The 25,953-nt window shown below is 61.9% G+C and carries 23 protein-coding genes; 12 read left to right on the forward strand and 11 right to left on the reverse strand.

Translation table 11 applies throughout. The annotated features are described in order from the left end of the window. Positions 1-29 precede the first annotated feature (29 nt). The 5 genes from Q9295_RS05805 to Q9295_RS05825 form a co-directional block, all read right to left on the reverse strand. Entirely contained in the window at positions 30-1,079 is a 1,050-nt protein-coding gene (locus tag Q9295_RS05805) for an Ldh family oxidoreductase (RefSeq protein ID WP_306679560.1), read from the reverse strand. Positions 1,080-1,081: 2 nt separating this feature from the next. Continuing rightward, positions 1,082-1,948 (reverse strand): ABC transporter permease, encoded by an 867-nt coding sequence (locus Q9295_RS05810; RefSeq protein WP_306679561.1) that lies wholly within the window; start codon positions 1,946-1,948, stop codon positions 1,082-1,084. Next, positions 1,945-2,751, reverse strand: coding sequence for an ABC transporter ATP-binding protein (locus Q9295_RS05815; protein ID WP_306679562.1), 807 nt, complete (start codon positions 2,749-2,751; stop codon positions 1,945-1,947). The genes Q9295_RS05810 and Q9295_RS05815 overlap by 4 nt, the downstream gene beginning before the upstream one ends. Then, on the reverse strand, positions 2,751-3,779 hold the full coding sequence (locus Q9295_RS05820; RefSeq protein ID WP_306679563.1) for an ABC transporter substrate-binding protein: 1,029 nt from the start codon (positions 3,777-3,779) through the stop codon (positions 2,751-2,753). The genes Q9295_RS05815 and Q9295_RS05820 overlap by 1 nt, the downstream gene beginning before the upstream one ends. A 63-nt stretch (positions 3,780-3,842) precedes the next feature. Next, positions 3,843-4,757: a fumarylacetoacetate hydrolase family protein gene (locus Q9295_RS05825; protein WP_306679564.1), complete on the reverse strand. Its 915-nt coding sequence runs from the start codon at positions 4,755-4,757 to the stop codon at positions 3,843-3,845. Between the two features lie 244 nt (positions 4,758-5,001). Between Q9295_RS05825 and Q9295_RS05830 the strand changes: the two genes are divergently transcribed. Continuing rightward, entirely contained in the window at positions 5,002-5,679 is a 678-nt protein-coding gene (locus tag Q9295_RS05830; RefSeq protein WP_306679565.1) for a FadR/GntR family transcriptional regulator, read from the forward strand. A gap of 22 nt (positions 5,680-5,701) precedes the next feature. Here Q9295_RS05830 and Q9295_RS05835 read toward each other — a convergent pair whose 3' ends face one another. Continuing rightward, positions 5,702-6,388 carry a fumarylacetoacetate hydrolase family protein gene (locus tag Q9295_RS05835; protein ID WP_306679566.1) on the reverse strand — a complete coding sequence of 229 codons (687 nt, stop codon included), beginning with the start codon at positions 6,386-6,388 and terminating at the stop codon, positions 5,702-5,704. 104 nt (positions 6,389-6,492) lie between these two features. On the opposite strand from Q9295_RS05835, the gene Q9295_RS05840 reads away from it, so the two are divergent. From Q9295_RS05840 to Q9295_RS05885, 10 genes are all read left to right on the forward strand, one after another. Beyond that, positions 6,493-7,221 (forward strand): FadR/GntR family transcriptional regulator, encoded by a 729-nt coding sequence (locus tag Q9295_RS05840; protein WP_306679567.1) that lies wholly within the window; start codon positions 6,493-6,495, stop codon positions 7,219-7,221. 120 nt (positions 7,222-7,341) lie between these two features. Then, on the forward strand, positions 7,342-9,564 hold the full coding sequence (locus Q9295_RS05845; RefSeq protein WP_306679568.1) for an NADP-dependent isocitrate dehydrogenase: 2,223 nt from the start codon (positions 7,342-7,344) through the stop codon (positions 9,562-9,564). 312 nt (positions 9,565-9,876) lie between these two features. Continuing rightward, complete coding sequence (locus Q9295_RS05850; RefSeq protein ID WP_306679569.1) at positions 9,877-10,377, forward strand: Lrp/AsnC family transcriptional regulator; 501 nt, start codon at positions 9,877-9,879, stop codon at positions 10,375-10,377. Between the two features lie 4 nt (positions 10,378-10,381). Then, the gene (locus Q9295_RS05855; protein ID WP_306679570.1) at positions 10,382-11,926 is read left to right on the forward strand and encodes a hydantoinase/oxoprolinase N-terminal domain-containing protein; all 1,545 of its coding nucleotides are present in this window, start codon (positions 10,382-10,384) and stop codon (positions 11,924-11,926) included. Further along, entirely contained in the window at positions 11,923-13,044 is a 1,122-nt protein-coding gene (locus tag Q9295_RS05860; protein WP_306679571.1) for a DUF917 domain-containing protein, read from the forward strand. Before Q9295_RS05855 ends, Q9295_RS05860 begins: the two co-directional genes overlap by 4 nt. 41 nt (positions 13,045-13,085) lie before the next feature. Beyond that, entirely contained in the window at positions 13,086-14,645 is a 1,560-nt protein-coding gene (locus tag Q9295_RS05865; protein WP_306679572.1) for an ABC transporter substrate-binding protein, read from the forward strand. 24 nt (positions 14,646-14,669) lie between these two features. Continuing rightward, positions 14,670-15,692 (forward strand): ABC transporter permease, encoded by a 1,023-nt coding sequence (locus tag Q9295_RS05870; protein WP_306679573.1) that lies wholly within the window; start codon positions 14,670-14,672, stop codon positions 15,690-15,692. Beyond that, positions 15,689-16,528, forward strand: coding sequence for an ABC transporter permease (locus Q9295_RS05875; protein WP_306679574.1), 840 nt, complete (start codon positions 15,689-15,691; stop codon positions 16,526-16,528). The genes Q9295_RS05870 and Q9295_RS05875 overlap by 4 nt, the downstream gene beginning before the upstream one ends. Beyond that, positions 16,515-17,369 carry an ABC transporter ATP-binding protein gene (locus tag Q9295_RS05880; protein WP_306679575.1) on the forward strand — a complete coding sequence of 285 codons (855 nt, stop codon included), beginning with the start codon at positions 16,515-16,517 and terminating at the stop codon, positions 17,367-17,369. The genes Q9295_RS05875 and Q9295_RS05880 overlap by 14 nt, the downstream gene beginning before the upstream one ends. Continuing rightward, entirely contained in the window at positions 17,366-18,184 is an 819-nt protein-coding gene (locus Q9295_RS05885) for an ABC transporter ATP-binding protein (RefSeq protein WP_306679576.1), read from the forward strand. The genes Q9295_RS05880 and Q9295_RS05885 overlap by 4 nt, the downstream gene beginning before the upstream one ends. Here Q9295_RS05885 and Q9295_RS05890 read toward each other — a convergent pair. Beyond that, a complete protein-coding gene (locus Q9295_RS05890; protein WP_306679577.1) occupies positions 18,172-19,386 on the reverse strand; it encodes a pyridoxal phosphate-dependent aminotransferase in 1,215 nt (404 codons plus the stop codon). The two genes, Q9295_RS05885 and Q9295_RS05890, sit on opposite strands and share 13 nt — an antisense overlap. Positions 19,387-19,665: 279 nt before the next feature. On the opposite strand from Q9295_RS05890, the gene Q9295_RS05895 reads away from it, so the two are divergent. Beyond that, positions 19,666-20,601 (forward strand): 2-hydroxyacid dehydrogenase, encoded by a 936-nt coding sequence (locus tag Q9295_RS05895; protein WP_306679578.1) that lies wholly within the window; start codon positions 19,666-19,668, stop codon positions 20,599-20,601. Positions 20,602-20,701: 100 nt separating this feature from the next. Here the strand turns inward: Q9295_RS05895 and Q9295_RS05900 are convergent, their stop codons facing one another. The 4 genes from Q9295_RS05900 to Q9295_RS05915 form a co-directional block, all read right to left on the reverse strand. Continuing rightward, the gene (locus Q9295_RS05900; protein WP_306679579.1) at positions 20,702-22,684 is read right to left on the reverse strand and encodes a CocE/NonD family hydrolase; all 1,983 of its coding nucleotides are present in this window, start codon (positions 22,682-22,684) and stop codon (positions 20,702-20,704) included. A gap of 180 nt (positions 22,685-22,864) precedes the next feature. Then, positions 22,865-23,653, reverse strand: a complete 789-nt coding sequence (locus Q9295_RS05905) for an ABC transporter permease (protein WP_306679580.1) — start codon at positions 23,651-23,653, stop codon at positions 22,865-22,867. Beyond that, a complete protein-coding gene (locus tag Q9295_RS05910) occupies positions 23,653-24,870 on the reverse strand; it encodes an ABC transporter permease (RefSeq protein ID WP_306679581.1) in 1,218 nt (405 codons plus the stop codon). Before Q9295_RS05910 ends, Q9295_RS05905 begins: the two co-directional genes overlap by 1 nt. Continuing rightward, a complete protein-coding gene (locus tag Q9295_RS05915) occupies positions 24,870-25,919 on the reverse strand; it encodes an ABC transporter substrate-binding protein (protein WP_306679582.1) in 1,050 nt (349 codons plus the stop codon). Before Q9295_RS05915 ends, Q9295_RS05910 begins: the two co-directional genes overlap by 1 nt. Positions 25,920-25,953 lie beyond the last annotated feature (34 nt).

The following is a 25,953-nucleotide window of genomic DNA, read 5'->3' on the forward strand; positions in this document are numbered from 1 at the left end:
GCAGCTTAAGCCAAGCGGCGCGCGGGGCCTTAACTCTCGCTGAGTTGCGGGATCGAAAGCTCATCCGCGATGCGGTCCAGCTCGGCCTGCAGAGCTTGGTGCAGGGGGATGCCTTCGGTCAGATGTTTGGCGCGCAAGGCGGAGCGGCCCTCTCCGGGGATACGGGGGGGCTCATGTCCGGGCAGGGGCGTTGAGGCGCGCAACTCGGCAAAGCTGCGGGTCGCGGCGGCGATGAAATCCCCCAACTCGCCGAAAGCGGCAATGTCGATGGCGGCGACGAATTGGCCGGTGTTGGTGGGGGTGGCGGTGTCGGTGGTGAAATCCACCACATCAGAGCCAAAGGCCGCCCCGTTCAGCACCCCCGCCAAGAGGCCGATTGCGGTGGCAAGGCCGTAGCCTTTTGGCCCGCCGATGGGCAGCAAAAAGCCCTCATCGCGGCGGTTTGGGTCGGTCAAAGGCTGGCCGTCACGGCCGACCATCCAGCCCTCGGGCATCGGTTCGCCACGTTGGGCGAGGGTCTTGATCTTGCCCACCGCCGCCACGGTGGTGGCCATGTCGAGCACGAAAGCATCCTTGTCACCGGGCGTGGCAATGGCGAGCGGGTTGGTGCCAAGCAGCAGATCAGTGCCGCCCCAAGGCGCCACATGATTGGCGCTGCCAACGGCGGCACAGATGCCGATCATGCCGCTCTCTGCCTGAGGTCGCACATATAAAGCCGCAGGCCCGGCGTGATTGTTGCCGCGCAAACCCACCCAGCCGATCCCGGCCAGCCGCGCCTTGGCCATCGCCAGATCGCAAGCCATCGCCATGCCAAGATGACCAAGGCCATTGTCACCATCAATCAGCGCGGTCGCAGCGGTCTCGCGCAACACTCGGGGCGTGGCGCTTGGATTGCAGCCGCCGCCCTTCAAGCGGTTCACATATTGCCGCAGCCGGAAAAGCCCGTGGGTGTCGTAGCCCAAAAGATCCGCCTCGACCATCAGACCGGCCACCTTGGCGGCATCGGCCTGAGGCACGCCCAGCGTGGTAAAAGCGCGGGTGACAAAGCGGGTGAGCGCGGATGCGGGAAGCGGGGCCATGGTTAGCCCTCGCCCCCAGTGCTGACGCGGTCTTTTTGCCAAAAGACGATGCGGCGTTGGGCAAAGGAGACCAGCGTGAAGATCGCAAGCCCGATGATCGACAGGTACAGGATCAGCGAGAAGACGCGCGGCGTGTTGAGCTGGCTGGCAGCGGTGCGGATCAACTCACCAAAGCCTTTGCCGCCGCCGAGGAATTCGCCGGTGATCGCCCCGGCCATCACGCCGACCGAGCCGATTTTAAGCCCGGTGAAGACCTGCGGCAAAGCCATTGGCAGCTTCATCTTGATCAGGGTTTGCCAGCGGCTCGCGCCCATGGTGCGGAAAAGGTTGCGGCTGTTCACATCGGCGGAATGTAGCCCCGCAGCGGTGCCGACAACGATCGGGAAGGTGGCGATGAAGGCCGCCAGCGCCACTTTGCTGTCGATGTCAAAGCCAAGCCACGCCACGAACAAGGGCGCGAAGGCGACTTTCGGCATCGTGTCGATGGCGACGAGATAGGGCATGATCGCCTGTTCGCCAAAGGCGGTCTCGCCGACGATCACGCCAAGGGTGAAGCCAATCAGCATGGCCAAAAGGAAGCCGTAAAACACTTCTTTGAGGGTGATCCACAAAGCGCCCAGCATATATTGGCCGGTGAGAAGGTTTTTGCCGACAAAGATAAGGTCTTTAAGGGTTTCGTAAGGGGTTGGCAGGATGATCCGGCTGACCATGCCAAAGCGCGTGACCAAATCCCAAAGGAGGATGAAGACCGCAAAGACGAAAAGCATTTTGGCCGCGCGCGGCACCCGGTCCAGCCAGCCGGTCTCTTCTTTCCAGACAGTGTCCTCTTCGGTGGCGGGACTGCTGTCGGCAATGCGTTCGAGGCTCATATGAAGGCCTCCTTATCCAGACGGCTGCGGATATGTTCGACGATGGCGCCGAATTTCGGCGTGGTCATCATGTCGAGCGTGCGCGGGCGCGGCAGATCAATCTCGACCACCTCGGCAATATGGCCGGGGCGGGGTTTCATTACATAGACCACATCCGACAGGATCACCGCCTCGGGGATGGAATGGGTAACAAGGAAGGCTGTGGCATTGCGCGAGGTGCAGATGCGCTGAAGTTCCATATTCATGAAGTCGCGGGTCAATTCGTCCAAGGCGCTGAAGGGCTCGTCCAACAAAAGCACCGCAGGTTCGGTGATCAGCATCCGGCAGATCGAGGCGCGCTGGGCCATGCCGCCAGAAAGCTCACCCGGATAGGTGTTCTCAAAGCCTTTGAGGCCCACGAGTTCCAGCAAGGCACGGGCCTTGTCGCGGGCGGCTTTCGCGGCGGCTTTGCCGTCGCGGATCTCGATTGGCAGGACAATATTTTCCAGCGTGGTGCGCCATGGGAAAAGTGTCGCCTGTTGGAACATCATGCCGATGTCGCGGCGCGGGCCGGTCACCGGCTTGCCTTGTAGAACCACTCGCCCGGTTGAGGGCGGGATCAGTCCCGACATGATCTTGAGAAGGGTGGACTTGCCGCAGCCGCTAGAGCCGATGACAGAAGAAAAGCTGCCTTGGGTCAGGGTTAAATTCACCGAATCCAGTGCTTTGATGGCATTGCGGGCATAGGTTTTGCCCACGTTGCGCAGCTGGTAAACGGGGGCGCCCAGAGGCGGGGTCTCGGTGAGGGCTGCGGCAGCCGGCATCAGTTCTGGCTCCCGTTAACCTTGAGGGTGAACTCATTGGTATAGGCGGCGGTCAGATCGGGCAGGGGGGCGGTCAATTCACCAGCGGCGAGTTGGACCTGCTGCCATTCTTCCCAAACCTCGGGCGGCTGGTAGCCGTAACCATTGGTCATATCGACGGGAATGGTCTTGGAGCGCACTGCATCAAACAAAGCCGCCGCAAAGGCCGGATCTTCGCTTTCCTGCGGGTTGCCCGCGGCCATATGGGCCAGAACCTTGTCGCGATTGGCATCATCCAGCGCGAAGATATGGCCGCGATAGATGGCGCGGACAAACTTCTCGACCAGCTCGGGATTGTTGCGGATCGTATCGCCCATGGTGATGAAACCATTGCCGAAGAAGCGCGCATATTCGCCCGGGGTGATGTCCCGCACCGCAACACCGCGCTGGTTCAGGATCGCCGCATCGGCGGTCGAGGCGGAATAGGCCTGCATTTCCCCCGAAGAGAAGGCCGCCGTCGCCGGGCCACCGTCACCGACCGTGAGGAAGGTGTAATCGGTGCCCTCCTCGAGCCCCGAGCCCTTCAACACATTGCGCGCAAAGCCAACTTCGGCGCCATCTGCCGTGCCGGTGCCGATGACGGTGCCTTTCAGATCGGCCGGGCTTTGCACGGCGCTGTCATTGGGCACAACGATGCCAAAGTTCGACTTGGCGGCGAAGTTGTAGATGAAGACCGCATCCACATCGCGGCCACGGGCGGCCAGAACCGGCCCCGGACCGGGACGGCCAAATTGCGCTTGGCCCGAGGAGAGCGCTTGCAGAACCGGGCCCGAGCCGTTGATGGATTCTACCGTTACATCAAGACCTTCTTCGGCGAAAAAGCCCTCGCCAATCGCCACGAAGACGTTGAACGAGTTGATTGCCGATGGGCTTGGCTGCACGAAAGTAACCTTGGTCAGCTCTTGCGCCGATACAGCGCCAGCGCCAAGTGCCAAGGGGGCCGCGAGCAGAGCCGCGGATAAAGTGGTAAACGTCCGTCTCGTCAGCATGTGAATTCCTCCCAGAATAGTGTGTTCCGTCTGTCGCATGCCCGGCTCTGACGGCCGGTTGTCTCAGGCGTTGCGGACCGGATTGGCCAGCCGCCCAATTCCGTCGATCTCGCAAACCACCTCATCGCCGTCCTTCAGGAAGGCGGGCGGCTCCATCGCATAGCCCACGCCCGAAGGCGTGCCGGTGGCCAAAATGTCGCCCGGCTCCAAGGTCAGACCTTCGGAGAGCGAGGCGACCAGCGTCGGGATGTCGAAAATCATCTGCGCGGTGTTGGAGTTTTGGCGCACCTCGCCATTCACCAAGCTGCGCAAGCCAAGGTTCTGCGGATCTGCGATCTCGTCTGCGGTGACGACGATCGGGCCAAGTGGGCAGGAACCGTCGAGGCCTTTGCCTTTGAAATATTGCCCGCCATGACGGCGCTGCACATCCCGCGCCGTGATGTCATTGAGGATCGTGTAGCCCCAAATATGGTCATAAACGCGGGCTTTAGGGATGTCGCGACCGGGTTTGCCGAAGATCAAAGCCAGCTCAACCTCATAGTCGATTTGGGTCGAGACATGGGTGAAGATCGGCACATCGGTACCCGGCCCAATCACGGCAGTGCGGGGTTTTGTAAAGAAAACAGGTACTTCGGTGATGGCGACGGTGGTCTTCTGCGCCCGTGCGCCTTCGGCAATGTGATCGGCATAATTGCGACCGACGCAAAAGACGTTCTTTTCAGGGCGGGGCAGCGGGGCGAGCAGCTTTGCCTTTTGCGCCGCGATGATCAAAGCGGGATCAGCTTTGGCTGCAAGCGACTTCACCTGCGCCAATGCAGCGTCACCGCCTTCGATCAGCGCTTGCAGGCTGCCCTCGGTCAGCGCCCGATCGGTGAGGCCTTGGGCCTTTGATGCCGCCGCTATCGGCAGGAAATCTCCGTTTTCAAGCTGCAAAGCCGCGGTGGAGCCGGTCGGGGTGGCGATTGTGGCGAAGCGCATGGGCGAAGTTCCTAAAGCTGATTGGGCTGCAAAGGGCACTGGCTGTGCAGCGGCAGATGGGGCGCGGACGGCAGCACTCATCAAGCAAACGGCCAAAAGTTTTGGCCCGGGGCGGCAAGCGGCTTTCTGCCCCGCTTCCACGGGCAAATGAGCCAGCGGAATCGGGGTCTATCTAAAGATGCTAGACAGCTTTGTTGGTTGTGCCTAGAAATTTGGATTAACCAATGTTCGGATTGGTTTGGGTATGGATGACAAGCTGCCTTTGCCTTTGGACGAGCAGATCCGGCTCTGGATCGCAGAGAATAAGTTTAACCATAATGACCGGCTGCCGCCCGAGCGCGCGCTGAGCCAGCGCTTTGGCGTCTCGCGCGGGGAGCTGCGTAAAGCACTGGCTGCGCTGGAGGGCGATGGGTTGATCTGGCGCCATGTCGGGCGCGGCACCTTTATTGGCGCGCGCCCGGTTTTGAACCTCGCCGACGTGGCGTTCTTGGGAGAATTGGCAAGCCCTGCGCAGGTGATTGCGGCCCGCTTGGTGATCGAGCCCGAGCTCGCCCGATTGGCGGCGCTTTACGGCACGCGCAGCGATTTTGACGAAATTCTGTCCTGCGCGCAGCGCTGCAGAGAGGCCTCAACCTGGCGCAGCTATGAGGCTTGGGACAACAATTTGCATTACGCGGTTGCCAAGGCTACCCACAACAAGCTGTTGGTATATCTATTTGATATCCTGAATGTGGTGCGCCGCTCGACGGTTTGGGGCCAACCGCGCATCAGCAAATTGCCGCCCCGAGACCACCGCAGCTTTGCCGAGCATGACGCATTTTGTGCGGCGATTCAGGCACGCGACGCGCAGGCTGCTTCGCAAAAGATGCGTGATCATCTGATCTCGGTGCGCGAGCGTGTTTTGCCGGCGCTTGGGCGCTAGGCCCAAGGCCGGCAGCCGAAGCTTAGACCACCGTGACGGTCAGATCGCCAACGCCCGCAACATGGCATTCCATCACATCGCCTTTGACCACCGAGGCAACGCCCGCCGGGGTGCCGGTCATGATGATATCGCCGGGGGCGAGCTCAAAATACTCGGAGAGATAGGAGATCATCTCCGGCACTTTCCAGATCAATTGGTTAAGATCGCCGGTCTGTTTGGCGACGCCGTTCACCTTGAGCTGCACCAAGCCAGCATCAGGATGGCCGACGTCCGAGACCGGACGCAGCGCCGAGCAGGGCGCCGAGAATTCAAAAGATTTGCCGGTTTCCCAAGGCCGACCCATGTCTTTGGCTTGGGATTGCAGATCGCGCCGCGTCATGTCGAGCCCGACGGCATAGCCCCAGACATGATCCAGCGCCTGATCCACGGGGATGTTCACTCCTCCCGATTTCAGTGCCACCACCATCTCAATCTCATGATGGACGTCAGAGGTTTTCGGCGGGTAGGGGAAGGTGCCATCGGTGATTAAGTTATTGGCATTCTTTTGGAAAAAGAACGGCGGCTCACGGTTGGGGTCGTGGCCCATCTCGATGGCATGGGCGGCGTAATTGCGGCCGATGCAATAGACGCGGCGCACGGGGAACAGGGTTTCAGACCCGGAAATCGGCAAGGTTACAACAGGCGGCGGGGTGATCGCATAATCTGCCATCTTGGGACAACTCCTCTGTCGGACTGCTTTTGCATCCCAGATTCGCTCTGGCTAATCAATCCTGATCATTCTAGAATCTGCGAACCAATCCGGACCAAGTTGTTATGCCCGATGATCTGACCCCTGTATCCGTGTCGTCCCCAGCTGCGCTGCCTGTTGAGCCCGCAGTCTCGGGCCATGCGGCCTTGGCGCAGTTGCGCGCCTATATTGCCGACCGCGCCTTCAAGCCTGGTGAGCGCTTGCCGCCCGAGCGGGTTTTGGCGGTGGATCTGGGGCTCAATCGCGCCGATCTGCGGCGCGCGCTTGAGGTTTTGGTGCAAGAGAACCGGCTTTGGCGTCATGTCGGCAAGGGCACCTTCCTGACCGATGTCGATCCCGCGGCCGCGATGCCCGGGCCCTTTGAGCAATTGGCGCAACAGGTGAGCCCGGCCGATGTTTTGCGCGCCCGCGCGGCTTTGGAGCCTGCGATTGCGCGCGAGGCGGCTTTGCATGCCTCGGCTGCGGCGATTGCCAAGCTGCGGTTGAATGTCGATCGCGCGCAACGCGCCGCAACTTGGCGCGAATATGAGGCGCTGGACAATGAGTTCCACCGCCAAATCGCCGAGAGCAGCGGCTCGACCACGCTTTTGGCGCTGTTTGACCAGTTGAACACTTTGCGCCGCACGGTGACATGGGGGCGGATGACCCGCGCTGGGATTAAACCGCCGGCGCAGCATTCCAGCTTTGCCGAACATGCCCGCATTGTCGATGAGATCGCGGTGCGCAATCCTGAGGCGGCGCAGGTGGCGATGCGGCAGCATTTACGCTCGGTCGAGACGCGGTTATTGGGGTGATCTCGGCCGAGTTCAGGCGATTGTATGCCTTTGTATGCAATCAGGTGCTGACGCCGCGCCCGCACTCTGCTAAGGCCAAGGAAACCCCGCTTTTCACCTTTAGCTAGACAGGTTGATGACATGGCTGATCAGACCGTCCCCGACATCATTTACACCAAGGTTGACGAGGCTCCGCAGATCGCCTCGGCCTCGCTTTTGCCGATTATTCAAGCCTTTGCGGCTCCGGCAGGGGTGTCGGTCGGCACGCGGGACATCTCGCTTGCGGGCCGGATCATCGCGGCTTTCCCAGAGGCCTTGACGGAAGCGCAGCGCCAATCTGATGATCTGGCTGTGCTGGGTGAGCTGGTGAAAACGCCGGACGCCAATGTGATCAAGCTGCCGAATATCTCGGCCTCGGTGCCGCAATTGGTGGCGGCGGTGAAAGAGCTGCAAGCCAAGGGCTATGCGATCCCGGATTACCCTGAAGAGATCCATTCGCCTGAAGAAAAGGCGATCCGCGCCAAGTTTGACGCGATCAAAGGCTCGGCGGTGAACCCGGTTCTGCGCGAAGGCAACTCGGATCGTCGCGCGGCGATTGCGGTGAAGAACTACGCCAAGGCCAACCCGCATTCGATGGGCAAATGGTCGAAGGACAGCAAGACCCGCGTCTCGACCATGGGGGCCAATGACTTCTTTTCCAACGAAAAATCCGGCACGCTGACCGCCGCTCAGGCAGGTCCGGCGCGGATTGAGCTTGTCGGCAATGATGGCTCGGTCACCGTTCTGAAGGACAAGCTGAACTACCCGGCTGGCACGGTTCTGGATGCGACCTTCATGTCGGCCAAAGCGCTGGCCGCCTTCTTGGATGCAGAGCTTGACTCCTCGAAGCGCGACGGCATCCTGTTCTCGATCCATCTTAAAGCCACGATGATGAAGGTCTCGGACCCGATCCTCTTTGGCCATGCGGTGAAGTCCTACCTGCGTCCGGTTTTCGACAAATACGGTGATGAGCTGGCTGCGGCTGGTGTCGATCCGAACGCCGGTCTTGGCACCTTGTTCGAGCGCGTTGCGGCTTTGCCCAATGTCGCCCCGATCAAGGCCGAGATTGACGCCGTCATGGCCGAGCGCGCGCCGATGTATATGGTGAATTCCGACAAGGGCATCACCAACCTGCATGTGCCTTCGGATGTGATCATTGACGCCTCGCTGCCGGCGTTGCTGCGTGCAGGCGGCAAGGGCTGGGGCCCGGATGGTCAAGCGGCAGACACCAATTGCGTGATCCCCGACAGCACCTATGCCCCAGTTTATGAAGAATCGGTGCGCTACTTCAAAGAGACCGGCGCTTTGGATCCCTCGACCGCTGGCACGGTGCAAAACGTTGGTTTGATGGCCCAAAAGGCCGAGGAATACGGCTCGCACCCGACGACTTTCGAGATCCCGAAAGACGGCACGGTGCGTGTGGTACTGGCCAATGGCGACGTGCTGCATGAGCATAAGGTGGAGGCGGGCGACATCTGGCGCGCGGCTTCGACCCGGCAAGCGCCGATCGAAGACTGGGTGCGTCTGGCGATCTCGCGCCAAAAGGCCGAAGGTTGCCAAGCGATCTTCTGGCTGGATGAGACCCGCGCCCATGACGTCGAGCTGATCAAATATGTGAAGCCGATCTTGGCTGAGGCCGGGGTGTCGGACAAGTTCCAGATCCTTGCCCCGCGTGAGGCGACCCGGCTTTCGCTGGAAACCATCCGCGCCGGCAAAGACAGCATCGCCGTCACCGGCAACGTGCTGCGCGACTACCTGACCGACCTTTTCCCGATCTTGGAACTTGGCACCAGCGCCAAGATGCTCTCGATCGTCAAGCTGATGCAGGGCGGCGGGATGTTTGAGACCGGGGCAGGTGGCTCGGCGCCGAAACACGTCCAGCAAATCCTTGAGGAGAACCACCTGCGTTGGGATTCCTTGGGCGAATTCTGCGCCTTGGGCGAAAGCTTCAAGTTCTTGGCCGAGACCAAGGGCAATGCCAAGGCTAAGGTTTTGGGCGATGCGGTGGATGTGGCGACGCAAGGCGTGCTGGACCACAACCGCTCGCCCTTGGGCAAGGTGGGGCAGACCGACAACCGCGACAGCCATTACTACTTCGCACTCTACTGGGCGCAGGCCTTGGCCGCGCAAACCGCGGATGCCGATCTGGCCGCGCATTTCGCGCCGATCGCTGCGGCTTTGGCCGAGAATGAGGCCAAGATCGTGGCTGAACTGGCTTCCGTGCAGGGCAAGCCGGCCGATCTGGGCGGTTACTACCACACTGACCCGGCCAAGGTGGCAGCGGTGATGCGGCCTTCGGCCACGCTGAACGCCATCATCGGCTAAAGCCTAGGCCTGTGCCGCAACAAGGTGACATGAGCCAGCGCCGGGGCAACCTGGCGCTGGTTTTTTCGTGCTGCACAGCCGTTGCATGGCTCTTGGCTTGGCCGATCCGGAAGTAAAAAATTCCGATGCGGTTTGATGCGAAATTACGCGTAACGTCTATTAATCATTAGAAAAATGCAGACGCGCAACTATTTCACTGCGCTGCTTGCTGCCGGCAGGTCGTGTTGCCTATCCGGCACCGCTCGTCAGAACGCTTGACTCATTTCCGATTCGGAAAAATGATCGAGCGTGAGGGGAAGATTCGGAATATTCATGACACAGCGCTATATCCTCGACGACCTTGATCGGCAGATCATCGGCTATCTGACCGAGGATGGTCGGCTTTCCGCTGCCGAGATTTCTGGGCGGATTGGCACCGTGTCAGAGCGCACGATCCGCAACCGGATTGCGGGGCTTTTGCAGGCCAAAATGATCGTGATTGGCGCGATCCCGGACCCAGTTGCACTGGGGCGCGATGTGCAGGTCGAGCTGATTATCGATGTGGAGCCCGGCCGGCGCGAAGAGGTGGCGATCCAACTCGCTGAATATGACGAGATTGGCTACCTTGCTGCGATCAGCGGCAGAAGCGCGCTCAGCGCGTCCCTTTTTGCCGAAGATCACAACGGCGCCTTGAGCTTTATCGAAGAAGAGCTGGGCCGGATCGAGGGCGTGGCGCGCATCGAAAGCGCTGTCGTTCTCAGACTTTACAAAGTGTTCGGCACAAGGACCACCGCGCTGGGCGGGGCGGATCTTGCGTCCAAGAAAAAGGGATAGACCTATGCTGCGGATTGGGGTGGATGTTGGTGGGACCAACACGGATGCCGCTTTGCTGCGTGGCGCTGAGGTGCTGGCGACGGTGAAAACCGCGACCACGGCGGATGTCACCGGCGGTGTTGGCGCGGCGATCCGCTCGGTGCTGGCCTCGGCGGGGGAGGCCGCAGGCGATGTCGCCGGCGTCATGATCGGCACGACGCATTTTCTGAACGCCGCGGTTGAGGGGCGGCATCTGGAGCGCGTCGGCGTTTTGCGGCTTTGCGGTTCGTCGAGCCGGTCTTTGCCACCGATGATCGACTGGCCTGACCATCTGCGGGCATTGGTTGATGGCGGTGCGGCGTTGGTCGATGGCGGGGTGAATTACGACGGCTCTGAAATCGCGCCTTTGGACGCCGATGCGATCCGCGCCGCTTGCGCCGATTGGACGGCGCGCGGCATCTCGTCGATTGCGATCTGCTCGGTCTTTGCGCTGGTTGATGCGACGATGGAGAATGACGCCGCTGCGATTGTGGCCGAGACGATGCCGGGCGCTGCGATCAGCCTGTCGCACCGGGTTGGGCGCACAGGGCTTTTGCCGCGAGAAAATGCCACGATCTTGAACGCCAGCCTGCGCCGTTTGGGGGTTGAGACGGTGGGGGCCTTCCGCTCGGCTATTGCCGAACTGAACCTCAACTGCCCGCTTTATCTGACGCAGAACGACGGCACCTTGATGTCGGCTGATTTTGCCGAGCGTTATCCAGTGTTTACGATGGCCTCTGGCCCCACGAACTCCATGCGGGGGGCGGCGTTTCTGACCGGGCTGAGCGATGCGGCGGTGATCGATATCGGCGGCACCACCACCGATATAGGCATGCTTGTCGCCGGCTTCCCGCGCACCCGCAGCGAGGGCGCTTCGATCGGTGGCGTGCTGACCAATTTCCGGGTGCCGGATGTCTTTTCCTACGGTTTGGGCGGTGGCAGCATCGTGCGAAACGAGGAGGAGTTGACCATTGGCCCGGATTCAGTGGGCTTCCATCTGCCGCAAAAAGCTTTGTGTTTCGGTGGGGATACGCTGACGGCGACCGATATAGCCGTGGCCTCGGGGCTGGCGGAGATGGGCGACAAGAGCAAGCTTGCCCATATCACGCCAGAGCTGGTCGCGCGCGGTTTGGCGCAAATGAAATCCAGCATCGAGGCGGTTCTTGACCGAATGAAACCCAGTGCCGATCCAATTCCGGCGATTTTGGTCGGCGGTGGCTCGGTCTTGGTGGATGGATTGCTGGAAGGCACCTCAAGCTCGTTGAAGCCGGACCATTTCGGCTCAGCCAATGCCATTGGCGCGGCGATAGCGCAGATCTCGGGCGAGGTCGATAGCGTCGTCTCGCTCGAAGGCATCACCCGTGCCCAGGCGCTTGAAAGCGTGGTGGCCGAGGCCACCGCGCGGGCGGTTGAGGCAGGGGCTGCGCCTGCCACGATCACATTGGTCGAAGTGGAGGAGACGCCGCTGGCCTATCTGCCGGGCAATGCCATCCGCATTGCGGCAAAAGTCATCGGAGATTTGCAGGCATGACATATTGGACCCTGACGGAGGCGGATCTGGACCGCATCGCCCTTGGCTGTGGCATCCTTGGCACCGGCGGCGGCGGCAGCACCTATCATGGGCTGCTGCGTGCTAAGGCCTTGTTGCGGGAAGGAAAACGCATCCGCATGGTGCGTCCGGCCGATATGGAGCCCGATGCCCGTATCCTTGGCATCGGCGGCATCGGCGCCCCCACAGTTGGCATCGAAAAAATCGCCGAGGGCGGCGAAGGCGTGCGGCTTTTGAAGGCGGTTGAGCAGCATCTGGGTCGCAAGGTCGATGCTTTGCTGGGCGATGAAGTCGGCGGCGGCAATGGCATTGCGCCGATGCTAACGGCGGCAATGGTCGATCTGCCGGTCGTCGATGCCGACGGCATGGGCCGCGCCTTCCCCGAGGTGCAAATGACCTCGTTCTTCATTCATGGCCAAGACGTTAAACCCGCCGCTTTGGCCGATTCTGACGGCAATGTGCTGATCGTGACCGAAGCGACTTCGCCCAAGATGCTGGAAAAGCTGTTGCGGGCGGGCACGATTGCGATGGGCTGCTCGGCGCTGATGACCACGGCGCCGATGACCGGAGATTTTGTGCGGCGCTTCGGCATTCCGCACACCACCAGCCAAGCTTGGACGCTGGGCGATGCGGTGATCAACGCCCGTGCCGCCAAGGCCGATCCGGTCGAGGCGATCATGGCGGCCTCGGGCGGGATCCGGTTGATGCGCGGCAAGGTCACCGATATCGGCCGGCAAGTGATGGCCGGCTTTAACCGCGGTACGCTGACGGTGGCAGGGCTGGATCACGATCAGGGCCGCACCGTAACCGTTGATATTCAAAACGAATATCTGATCGCTTTTGAGGGTGAGCAGGCGTTGACGATGGTGCCGGATTTGATCTGCATCGTCGATTCCGAGACTGGCCGCGCCATTGGCACAGAAGAGCTGCGTTACGGTTTGCGCATCGACATCCTGTCGATCCCCGCGCCGGTGCTTTTGCGCAGTGAGATCGCCTTGGCCTCGGTCGGGCCGCGGGCTTTTGGCTATGATCTGGATTTCATTCCCACCGGTATCTCGGCCGATGCGCCGCCGGTGGCGCATTACGACATCGCTTCCTGACCAACCCATTGCCGAACCAAAAAAACAACCGGGAGACTGCCATGAAACGTCGCGATTTTATGAAGACCTCTGTGCTGGCCGCGTTGGCCACTGCCGCCAGTTCGGGCTTTAACCTTGCGATGGCGCAGGGCAATGGCATCTTCACGCTGGCCTATCCGACCAGTTTCCCCGATCTGGACCCGGCGACCTCTTTCTCCAACGATGGCGCGGTGCTGGCCAATGCCTATGAGGGGCTGACCCGCTATATCTCGGCCACTGAGACCGAGCCGTCGCGGATCGAGCCTTTGCTGGCGCAAAGCTGGGAGGTCTCGGAAGACGGTCTGACTTGGACCTTCAAGCTGCGTGAGGGCGTGACATTCCACGACGGCGAGGCGCTGACGGCAGCGGCAGTCAAAGGCTCGATCGAGCGGACGCGGCAGATTGGCGGCGGCGCCTCGTTCATCTGGAGCCCGGTGGTTTCGATCGAGGCGCCTGACGCGATGACTGTCGTCTTCGTGCTCTCCGAGCCGCAGCCTTTGGACCTGATCGCCTCGGCCGGCTTTGCGGCTTGGATCCAGTCGCCGGCCTCGCTCAGCCAAGACAATGCTTGGTTCAACGCTGGCAATGACGCGGGCACCGGCCCCTTCCGCATCGTGCGATATGAGCCCGGCCAGCGCTTGGTGATGGAGCGGGTCGAGGGCTATTGGGGCAATGTGCCCGAGGGTGCCTTCCAGACCGTCGCCTTTGAAATCGTCGAAGATGTGACCTTGATCCAGAACATGCTGGAAAGCGGGCAGGCCGATTGGGGCTATTCGGTCCCATTCGAGAACCTTGATCTGATGAAGGAAAATCCGGATCTGAAGGTCGTGGTGAACCCGTCTTTCGAGACACTCTTTGGCCTTTACAACACCAAGCGCGCGCCTTTGGACAATCCCAAAGTCCGTTTGGCATTGTCGATGGCCTTTCCCTATGACGATGTGATCATGGCTGGGACGGCGGGTCTTGGGACGCGCGCCAAGGGCGTGGTGCCGACGGGCATCTGGGGCCATGACGCCGATGCACCGATTCCGCCGACCGATCTGGAAGCGGCTGCCGCCATTCTGGCCGAAGAGGGCGTCTCGGGGCTGGAACTGGTGATGACCTATTCCACCACGCAAGAGATCTCGGCTTTGGCAGGCGAGCTGTGGAAGGCCAATCTTGAGACGCTTGGCGTCACGTTGACCTTGCAGCCGATGGCTTGGGAGGCGCAATGGCAGATGGCGAAATCCGATCCAGCCTCGGCGCAAGACATCTTCGTGATGTATTGGTGGCCGACCTATGTCACGCCGCATGACTATCTGCTCAGCCTTTTCCGCAGTGAGGATGAGCCGCTCTTTAACCTTGGCTACTACTCGAACCCCAAGTTCGACGAGGTGCTGGATGAGGCGGCGCGTCTGTCGGGGGTGGACCGTCCGAAAGCCGAAGAGATGTTTATTGAAGCGCAGCGCATCGTCGTCGAGGATGCCGCAGCGGTCTTCATGCTGGACCGCCCGAACGTCCATATCATCCGCTCGGATATCAAAGGCTACACCGACAATCCGGCTTATGGGCATGTCACCTTTGTGGGCGACATGAGCCGCTAAGGCTTTGAGAAAAGGGGGGATTGGATGAATATCATCCGCTACATCCTGCGCCGCATGGTGTTGTCTGCCTTTGTGGTGGTCGGCGTGACCTTTTTGGTCTTCACCGTGGCTCAGGTGGTCCCTTCGGACCCGGCGGCGCTTTACGCCGGGCCACGCCCTTCGGCAGAACAAATCGCAAAGGCGCGGGTCGAGTTGAACCTCGATGCGCCTTTGCCCACCCGCTTTCTGACCTTTGCCAGCGCGATGGCGACGGGGGATTTCGGGGTCTCGTATAAATCCCGGCGGCTGATCTTGGAGGATCTGAAGGCCTATCTGCCTGCAACGCTTGAGCTGGCGGTGTTCTCCACCGCGATCGCTTTGCTCTTCGGCGTGCCCTTAGGTGTGATGGCCGCGGCCCGTCAGGGGCGCTGGTTTGACCGGCTGGCCAGTCTTAGCGCCATTGCCTCGGTTGCGATGCCGACCTTCTTTTTGGCGATGCTGTTGCAGCTTATCTTCTCGCAATGGCTGGGGGTGATGCCGCTGTCGGGCCGCACTTCGCGCGAGGTCGGCATCACCGATCCTGTCGCGCAGGTCACCGGGTTCCTCTTGATCGACAGCCTGCTGGCGGGGCGACCTGCCGCCTTTGGCAATGCGATGCTGCATCTGATCCTGCCCGCCTTGACGCTGGCTTCTTACCCGGCGGGGGTGGCGATGCGGCTTACCCGCTCGGCAATGATCGAGATTTTGCAGCGCCGCCATATCACCGCTGCCCGCGCGCTGGGCCTGTCGCAGCGGCGCATCCTTTTTGGCCATGCTTTGCCCAATGCGATGGGACCGGCGCTGACGGTGATTGGCCTGTCTTTTGCTTTCGCGCTGACCGGCGCGGTGCTGGTTGAGATCATCTTCGCTTGGCCCGGGCTCGGCCGCTATGTCTCGGAGGCGATCTTGGCCAAGGACTTCCCAGTGATTGCCGCCGTCACGATGGTGGTGACGATCTGCTATGTGGTTATGAACCTGATCATCGATGTCGCCCAAGCCTTGGTCGACCCAAGGGTGGCCCTGACATGAGACGCGTGATCTACCGCCTTGGCTGGCCCGGCACCATCGCTTTGCTATGTGTGATGGGTTTTATCTGCATGGCGCTTTTTGCGCCTTGGCTGGCCCCCTATCCCGCCCAAGGGGCAGGGGCACCAAATGTGGTGGCCAAACTTTCGCCGCCCTCGGCCGATTATTGGTTCGGCACCGACCATCTGGGCCGCGACGTGCTCAGCCGAGTGATCTATGCCACGCGGATTTCGCTGTCGAACGGCATCCTGATTGTTGGCTTTTCGCTGCTGATCGGTCTGCCGATTGGGCTGGCGGCGGGCTATTTCGGCGGCTGGGTGGATGAGGCGCTGATGCGCGTCACTGATGTGTTTCTGGCCTTCCCGGCGCTGCTTCTGGCGGTGTTGATGGCGGCGGCTATGGGGCCGGGCTTTCTCAACAGTGTGATCGCCGTCGCGGTCACTTGGTGGCCTTGGTATGCAAGGCTGGCCCGCGCTGAAGGCATGGTGTTGCGTGGCCAACCCTATGTCGAGGCGGCGCGTCTGGCCGGGGTCTCGCATCCGCGCATCATCTTGCGCCACATTCTGCCCGCGACCGGACGGCCCTTGACGGTGCAGGCGGCCTTGGATGTCGGCCCCGCTCTTCTGACGGCAGCGGCTTTGTCCTTCCTGGGCTTGGGCGTGCTGCCTCCGGACGCCGATTGGGGCCAGATGGTCGATGCGGGACGCAAGTTCTTCCCGGCGCGCTGGTGGTATTCGGTCGCGCCCGGATTGACGATCTTTCTTGTCGCACTCTCTTTCAGCGTGCTGGGCGATGCCTTGCGCGACCGCACGAAAGGGCCCTCCCGTGCCTCTGCTTGAGATCCGTGGCCTGTCGATCACCATCCCAACGCCGAAAGGCGATGTCCGAGCCGTGCGGGCGGTCGATCTGAGCGTCGAACGTGGCGAGATCCACGGCGTTATTGGCGAATCTGGTTCGGGCAAAACCATCACTGGCACCGCCATGTTGGGCCTTTTGCCGCAAGGCACCAAGGTCGAGGCGGAACGGTTCCATTTTGATGGCGAGGATTTGCGGCAGTCGGCAGATCGGCTGCGGGGCAATCGGATTGGATTGATCTCGCAAGATCCGGCGGCGGCTTTAAACCCGGTGCTGCGCATCTGGCGGCAGATGGATGATGTTCTGCGGCTGCACCGCAAAGCGCCACGCGCCGAACGTTGGGCCGAGGCGGTGGCGCTCTTGGCCTCGATCGGGCTCAATGATCCTGAAAAAGTGCTGCGCAGCTATCCGCATGAGCTTTCGGGCGGTATGTTGCAACGTGTTGTGATCGCTCAGGCTTTGGCGACGGGGGCGGATTTCCTCATTGCCGATGAGCCGACGACCGCTTTGGATGTGGCGGTTGCGATGCAGGTCTTGGAGCTTTTGCGCCAACTGGTGGCGACGCGTGGGCTGACGGTGCTGCTGATCACGCATGACATGGATGTCATCGCCGAGGTTTGCGACCGGGTGACGGTGCTTTACCACGGACGTTCGCTGGAAAATGGCCCGGCCGAGCAGGTTTTGCAGCGCCCAGAGCATCCCTACACGCGGGCCTTGCTGGCGGCCTTGCCCGATGCCGCCCCGCGCGGCGAAAGGCTCGCCACGGTCGAGGGGCTCTTCATCGACCCAGAGACGGGTGCGCTTTTGCAAGGGGACCAGCCATGACCGGAACCCCCATGCTGGAGGTGCGCGATCTGGTGATCCGCTACCGCTCGGGCCTATTTGCGCCGCGCGCCAAACCGGCCGTCAATGGCGCAAGCTTCCAGCTGATGCCCGGCGAGACCTTGGGCATCGTGGGCGAAAGCGGCTCGGGTAAGACCAGCCTTTTGCGGGCGATCTTGCGGCTTTTGCCGGTGGAAAGTGGCAGCATCGAGATGTCGGGCCAAGATTGGTTGGCGATCAAGGGCCGCAGCTTGCGCCAAGCCCGGCAGGCCATCGGTGTGGTGTCGCAAAACCCCTTTCTGTCGCTGAGCCCGCGGCTCAGCGTCCGAGAGATTTTGGCCGAGCCGTTGCAGGCCGCGGGCCAGAGCGCCGGTGCGGCGCTGAACGCGCGGATCGAGACCCTGCTGGGCGATTGCGGACTGCCTGCCAATTTCCGCGACCGCCGCGCGCGTGAGCTTTCCGGCGGACAAGCGCAACGGGTGGCGATTGCCCGCGCTTTGGCCTTGGAGCCGCAGCTTTTGGTGCTGGATGAACCGACCTCGGCGCTGGATGTCTCAGTTCAGGCGCAAATCCTGAACTTGCTCGCCGATCTCAAGCAGCAGCGCGGGCTGTCGATGCTGTTCGTCACACATAACCTGAAGGTCGTCGCCCATATCGCCGACCGCCTGATGGTGATGCGGCGCGGCGATGTGGTCGAGCTGGGCGCGACAGAAAGGATCGTCGCGGCCCCGGCGCAAGACTACACTCGGCAGCTGTTGTCCTTTGGCCTGAACGCGAAAACGCACTGGGCCAAAGGGCAGGGCGTTCAGGCGCGATAGCGATCGACCATTGCCGTGATCCGCCGTACGGCGGCCAAGGCGGCACTGCGGTCTTGGCTGAAGTTGAGCCGTATGCTTTGGGCGGCATGCGGGCTAAACTCGGTTCCCGGCGTCACGCTGACCCCGGCTTGCAGGCGCAAAAGTTTGACGAAATCGCCCGGCGCGATGCGCAATTTCGGCAAGTGCGGGAAGAGGTAAGACCCCGCCTGCGGGCTGCGGACCAAGACGCCCTCGCAGCCAGCGAAGACCGCCAGTAGATCGTCGCGGATCGCTTGATGCTGGGCAATGCGGTCTTCCATCCAGCCGGGAGCCTCATCAAACCAGCTGCGCAGCACGGCTTGGCTGTAGCCCGGCGCGCGCAGCGAGACGATGGCTTGCAGCTTCTCCATCCGCGCGATCACCGAAGCCGCGCCAAAGGCGACGCCCAAGCGGTAGCCCGAAAGCGATTCCGTTTTTGACGGACCCATGATGGTCACGACCTTCTCAGGATCGATCGCCCCCGCGCGCAGATGGGTGTAATCCGCCCCTACATAACGCAGCCGCGAATAAAGCTGATCGACGATCACCGTGGCGCCGTATTGGGTGGCCAAAGCGGCGATCTGGGTGATTTCATCTGCTGAATAGACCACGCCGGCGGGGTTGTTGGGATTGGAGAAGAGAAAGACCTTCGCCCCGGCCTTTAAGGCCGCCTCAAGCTCGCCCAGATCAAGACCCGCGCCAGTTTTGGTTCCAAGATAATCCATCTGCACCGGGATCATCTCGGCCTCAAGAAACTCAACCAATTTGCGATTGGCGAAGTAATCGGGCTGCACGATGGCCACTTTGTCGCCGCGCGTTACCGTTGCGGCCAGGGCAAGGAAAAGCGCGCCTTGCGTGCCGGGGGTGATGATGAGCCCGTCCTTGGCATCGACCGGAGCCCCGGTGAAACGCGCCAAACGCGGCGCGATCATCTCACGAATGCCGATATCGCCGCGATATTCGGTATAGGCCTGCGCGCCGCCCATCTCGTATCCCGCGGAGAAGAGGTCAAAGCTGCCCGGCGTGGGCGGATGCGCATCAACATCGCCATGCGAGAAATCGACCGGGCGCCCCTCAAGTGGCCCGCCGATCATTTGCGCGGCCAGGCCGTCTGCACTTTGCCGCAGCTCTTGGCCGGGGGCGTTGTCGGTGGCCAGTCTTTGAAACTTCGCGTCAATCGACAAGATGGAATTCCCTGTTTCTGGCTGACATGTGGTCGGTTTAGATGATTGATTTTGCTGGGATTTGCGCAGGTGCCGTCAGTTTGGTCGCTCTTGGAGAAAAAGTCATTCTCTTTCGTCAATCTCGGCGCGAAGCTTGGCGTCGATGATGGCGCGCCTTTGCGGGGGGGACGGCGGTGAACGTTTCAATCAACGCGCAGGTTTAGGGCTGGTTTTGCAGCCAAGATATGCGGCAAGCTGACAACATTGCAGCTATCGATTTCAGCGAAACTGGGGGGAAGCATGAGTCATGTCCTTTGTCTGGGCGCCGTCCCCGATTGGCTGATCGCCGAGGTTAGGGCGGCTGGTCTCACCGTTCTCATCGACGATCCGCAAGGGCATGAGGCGCAAGTCACCGGCATCCTGCGCCGCTCGGGCGGGGTAAGTGCGGCGCTGATGGACCGGTTTCCGGCGCTAGAGGTGATCTCAAGCCTTGGCGTTGGTTATGATATGATCGACACCGAGGCGGCGCGGGCGCGGGGCATTGCGGTGGGCCATACGCCGGATGTGCTGAATGAAGAGGTGGCCGATCTGACGATGGCGCTTCTCTTGGCCACCTTGCGACAGATCCCGCAAGGCAATCGCTATCTTTTGGACGGCAAATGGCCGGGCGGGCAATTCCCGCTGACGCCCTCGCTGCAGGGGCGCACCATTGGCATGATTGGCATGGGCCGGATTGGCAGCTGCATCGCGCGACGCTTGGCAGGCTTCGATGTGCCGGTCGTCTACCACAGTCGCTCGCCCCGTGCGGACAGCCCGCTGCGTCATTATCCCGACCTGATGGAAATGGCGCGCGATGTTGATACTTTGATCGCCATTGTCCCCGGTGGCCCTGAAACCCGACATCTGATCGACCGCGCGCTTTTGCAGGCACTTGGCCCGCAAGGCGTGGTGATCAATGTGGCGCGCGGCTCGGTCTTGGATGAGGAGGCTTTGATCGGGGCGCTGACCAAAGGCGAGATCTTGGCCGCAGGCTTGGATGTGTTTGAAAATGAGCCGAGCCCCGATCCGCGTCTGTTCAACCTGCCCAATTCTTTGGTCACGCCGCATCTTGGCTCGGGCACAGTGCCCACCCGCCATGCGATGTGGGAATTGGTGCGCGACAACCTTTTGCGCTGGTATCAGGGGGAAGTGATGCCCGCCGTGGTGCCGGGCTCGGTACGGCGCAGGCTGAGCTAAGCTGCACGGGGCAGAAATCGCGCAACCCATAGAGGGGCGCTTGGGTTGCCCCGCGCCAAAGCTGGCGCGGGACGGTGATGCGAAGGGCAGAGGCCCGAGTTTAGCCGCGCGGCACGCTGTCTTTGTGGCTGCTTTGGAAGACGGAAGTGTCGCCCTCCCAAGCCTCGGTGTGCTGCTCGATGTGCAGATGATCGGCGTCGCCCCACATCGAGGTGACAACGCGGGTTCGCACTTGCCAGTCGCCGCGGCCATAGGTGCGGTTCCAGGTGATATCGACCCGCGCGCTGGCCGGGTCGTCCTTGTGGATCGCATAGACCTTCTCGACCGCTTCCGAGGTCCGCACCCCATGCGTCAGATCCTCGGTCAAGGCGCCGGCACCATAGGTCGTGATCTTGGTCACGCCGGTGGTCATATCGGTCTCGATCCGCTTGAACTCTTCGCCTTCGCTGTGCTCTTTCTTCGGCAAAGCGGGCGCGGTGACGGGTTCGGGGAAGCTGGTCTCGTCGCCTTGCGCGGTCGGACGCACCGGCAGATCCAGCCAGCCACCGCTGATCGTGGCGGTGACGGGAACAGCCTCGGGCCAGACCAGCGGCCAATAGCTGGTCGAGACGGCAATGCGCAGCCGGTGACCGGCGGGCAGCCGATAGGCGATCTGGTCCAGATCCAGCGAGACCTCATAAACCTCACCCGGCACCAGCGGCTCGGCCACTTCATGGCTGTTGCGGTGGCGCAGGTTCAGCATGCCATAAGAGATCATCGCCGAGGTGCCATCGGGCCGCAAGTCATTGAGACGAACGATGATTTGCCCGCGCGCCTGGTCCGAGGCCAGTCGCAGAGTGACGCGCGGCGCGCCAACGATATCGGTGATCTCGCTGGTCTCGGCGCTGTCGAAACAGGCCGACAAAGCGTCATCGGCGCGCTGGTCATCGGGCAATTCGCCCGGGCCAAAGCCGAAGGGGAAATACTCGCCGGTGCCCATGCCGACAGCGGTCGAGGGCACAGCCTTTTGGCTGAAAGCGCCGGCTGCTTCGGCGCCAAGCGTCTCAAAGCCCAAGGCCATGCGGCGATTGGCGATGCTGGGCGAGGGCCAGACCGCTTCGGTGATCCAGCGGCCGGGGCGGTGGGTGAAGCTTGTCTCGGGCTTCACGCTGTCCATCAGCCAAGCGGTGTATTGCGGATCTTTATCGGCGCCATTGTCGATGCCTTTCAGCCAGTGATCCCACCAGCGCACGGCCTCTTGCAGAAAGCCGATCCGCGGGCCGGGCACGGCGAAATGCGGGTATTTGTGGTTCCAAGGGCCGACCACAGCGCGGACCGGAGCCTTCACATTGGCCGCAAGATGCGCGGGCGTGTTGCGATAGCCGTCATGCCAGCCGCCGATCGAATAGACCGCCGCGCTGATCGCGTCGTAATCTTCGCAGACCGAGCCATGCTTCCAATAAGCGTCGCGCTGCGAATGCTCATGCCAAGTGCGGGCCAGGAACGGCGCCTCTTCCAGCCGGTTGAGCCAAATGTCGCGCCACTTGTCGCCGACCAATTCGGGGTCCGGCGGCACCGAGAACCATGAGGCAGCGGTGGCAGCCCAAGAGATGTTCTCGCTGATTAGGCAGCCGCCCTTGTAGTGGATGTCATCGGCATAGCGGTCGGTCGTCGAGCAAAGCGAGATCACCGCTTTCAGCGCCGGAGCCTTGTTGTAGGCCGCTTGCAGGCAGTTGAACCCACCCCATGAGATGCCCATCATGCCGACTTTGCCGGTGGACCAAGGCTGCTCGGCGAGCCAAGCGATGACCTCAAGCCCGTCCGACATCTCTTGGGCGGAATATTCGTCGTCGAAAAGCCCCTCGGATTCGCCGTTGCCGCGCTGGTCGACGCGCACGCAGGCATAGCCCTGTGCCGCCATCCAAGGATGGGTCAGCTGGTCGCGCGCCGCGGTTCCGTCGCGCTTGCGGTAGGGCAGATATTCCAAGACCACCGGCACAGGATTGGACGCCGCATCTTCGGGCATCCAGACCCGGGCAGAGAGCCGGGTCCCGTCGGCCATGACGATGGCCATGTCAGGGATTTCAACGATTTGCACAGTCATAGTCTAAACTCCAAGCGACTGCGCCGAGATAGGCCAGACGCCCTTAGCTTGCCAATTGCGCGGCTTTGCTTGGATTTGCGCTATTTTGCGCGAAGGTGCTGAAAGGCGCGCAGTTTCGTCACCCTTGGCGCTGGGCGCGCAACGGTTTTTTTGCAGCCTGAGGAGAGGCGGTGCGCGCGCTTAGCGGTCCTTCGGTCTTTGCAACGCGGCGGCGAGACAAAGGAGTAGGGTCGAAGCCAAGATCAACAACACGGCAGCGGCAGCAATGGCGGGGCTGATCGACTCGCGTAGGCCTGAGAAGATCACGCGGGGCAGGGTGCGCTGCTCGGCGGTGGTCAGGTAGCTTGCAATCACCACCTCGTCGAAAGAGATGACGAAGGCGATGATCGCCCCCGCCAGAACGCCGGGGGCCACCAGCGGCAAGAGCACGCGCCGAAAGGCCGTTAAGGGCGGCGCACCCAGCGAGGCGGCGGCCCGCATCAGCCCAAGGTCAAAGCCGCGCAGGCTGGCGAGAATCGTGATCAGCACCACGGGGGCGGAGAGCCCGGCATGGGCCAAGATGAGCCCCAGCCGCGAGCCCAGAAGCCCGGCCGAGGCGTAAAAGCTGAACGAGGCCACGGCGAGGATCACGATCGGCAGCACCAAAGGTGTGGCGATGAGCGCCAGTGCGAACTGCCGTCCGGGGAATTTTCCCCAAGCCAGCGCCACCGCCGCCGGAGTGGCCAGCAGCACCGCCAGCAGGGTCGATCCAAGCCCGACGATCAGCGAATTGCCAAGCGCGTCAAGCCAGCGCGGATCGCTCAGCACCAGCTCATACCAGCGCCATGACCAGCCCGGTCCCGGCAGGGTAAGGTTGCTGCCCGAGGTCAGCGACATCGGCAGGATCACAAGGAGCGGGGCCAGCAAATAGGCCAGCACCAGCCCGGTCAGGATCCGCGCAATCCGGATGCGCCAAAATTCGGCCCGCATCAACGCACCCGCCCTGTGGTTAAGCGGTGCAGCCCGGCGAGGAGGCCTGCTACCAAAGCCAGAATGACCAGAAGTTGCAGCGACAGCGCCGCCGCCAGCCCCCAGTTCAGCGTCTTATCGGTGTAGAAGACGATGAAACTGCTGAGCATTTGATCTTTCTCGCCACCGATCAGCCGGGGCGTGATGTAATAGCCCAAGGCGAAGGTGAAGGTGAGGCCCGCGCCGGTCATCAGTCCCGGCCATAAAAGCGGCAGCTGCACCCGGCGCCATGCCATCCACCAAGGCGCCCCCAGCGAGCGGGCCGCGCGCATCTGCTCGGGAGGGATGCGCTTCAGCACCGCCAGCACCGGCAGGATCATTAGCGGCAGAAGGACTTGCACCATGGTCACAATCAGGCTGCCACGGGTGTAGACCAGCCGCAAAGGCTCCGTCACTGCGCCAAGCCATTGCAGCGTGGCATTGACCGGCCCCTCGCCTTGCAAAAGGATGATCCAAGCGACCGTGCGCACCAAGAGCGAGGTCCAAAGCGGCAAGAGCACCATGGCCAGCAAGAGCGTGGCCATGCGGGGGCGGGCGGCGGTGATGACATGGGCGACCGGCAGGGCGAGAAGGGCGCAAATCGCGGTGACGCTGAGGCTGATGGCAAGGGTGCGCGCAAGGATGGTCAGGAAAAGCGCCTCTTCTGCGGGGAGGCGCTGGAGTTGCCCTTCAGGGCCGCGTTTCAGGTCCAGAGTGGTGAGGATGTAATAGCTGGTGAAGCGGCCAGTTTCATGCGCGATCACCGACCAAAGGGCAGGGTTATGCCAAGCTTTCCCTTGGTCTAGCACGTCTTCGCGGAGAGAAGCGCCTTGCAGATCGGCCGTGGCGGCCCATTTGGCGGTCTTGATCACCGTGCTGCGGCTGCCCGGCACGGCTTGATTGAGCCGCGCGGCAAGGGCGGCGGCTCGGCCTTCTTCTTGCGCTTTGGCCAGGTCGAAGATCAGGGCGGCAAAGGCAGGCTCGGGCGGCAGGCCTTGGGCTTGGCTCCAGCCGGAAAGGGCGGCGGCGGTTTGCGGAAAGCCCGCTTGCAGCTCGCGATTGTCGATGGCGCGGAAGAGGAACAAAGCCACCGGCACGACCACGGTGACCAGCACGAACATCACCAGCGGTGCCAGCATCAGCAGGTAAGGCACTTGCCCGCGCAGGGCGCTTGGCCGCAGGGGCTGCGGCGGTCGCATTACTGCGACTGCCAAACCTTGAAGCGCTGCTCCAAGCTTTCCAGATTTTCCGCCCAGAAGGCGTCATTGTAGCTCGCGCCATAACCGATCACATCGGGCGAGGTCGGCAGGCGGCTGCGCTGGGCTTCGGTCAGGTGGTCATAGACACGGGCGTCGCCGGTGCCATAGCCGTAAAGCCGGGGAAAACCTGCCTGGTTTTCCGGCACCGCAAAGAATTCAAGGAAGGCAGCGGCCCCTTCGGGATTGGGTGCATCTGCGACCAAGGCCCAAAGGTCGGTGCCGTAGAGAAAGCCGGCCTCCCAGACGATGCGATAGTCTTTGCCGTTGTTTTCATTGTCGAAAGTGACGCGCCCATTGTACATGTCGGTCATCACGACCTCACCCGCATCAAGGTTTTGCAGCGCAGTTGAAGAGCTGCTCCACCAGACGACATGCGGCTTGATCTCATCCAGTTTGGCGAACGCGCGGTCAACGCCCTCGGGCGTGGCGAGTACGGTGTAGATGTCGGATGGGGCGACGCCATCGGCCAAAAGCGCGTTTTCCAACGTGTAAAGCGCCTGACCACCAAGGCCGCGCTTGCCGGGGAAGGCCTTAACATCCCAAAAATCGGCCCAGCTTTTCGGGCCATTCGTAAGCTTCGTGCCGTCATAAACCAAGACCGTGGCCCAAGTGTCCGAGGCGATGCCGCAGTCATGCAAAGTGCCGGGCAGGTAATGCGGGGCTTGCGCTGTCACCGAGGCGGGAAGCGGCAGGAACAGCCCCTCATCGCAGCCCATTTCCAGCTGCGGTGCCTCAATCGAGACGAGATCGTAGCTGACCGCGCCAGCCTCAACCATCGCGCGGACCCGTGCCAAAGAGCCGTCCCATTCGTCCAAAACAACCGAAATTCCGGTCTTTTCGGTGAAAGGATCGGTGATGCCGGTCTTATAGGCCTCATTCCAAGTGCCACCCCAGCCTGCCAAGGTGATCGCACCTTCAGCATAGGCCGCGCTGCCAAGGTTGGCTGCGGACAGAAGGGCAAACTTATGTAGCCATCGCGCGGTCAGCATTGCGGCGCCTTTCCTGAAAGCGGGCCGAGGCATG

The sequence above is a fragment of the Pseudogemmobacter lacusdianii genome, from assembly GCF_030848395.1.
Classification (GTDB): domain Bacteria; phylum Pseudomonadota; class Alphaproteobacteria; order Rhodobacterales; family Rhodobacteraceae; genus Pseudogemmobacter; species Pseudogemmobacter lacusdianii.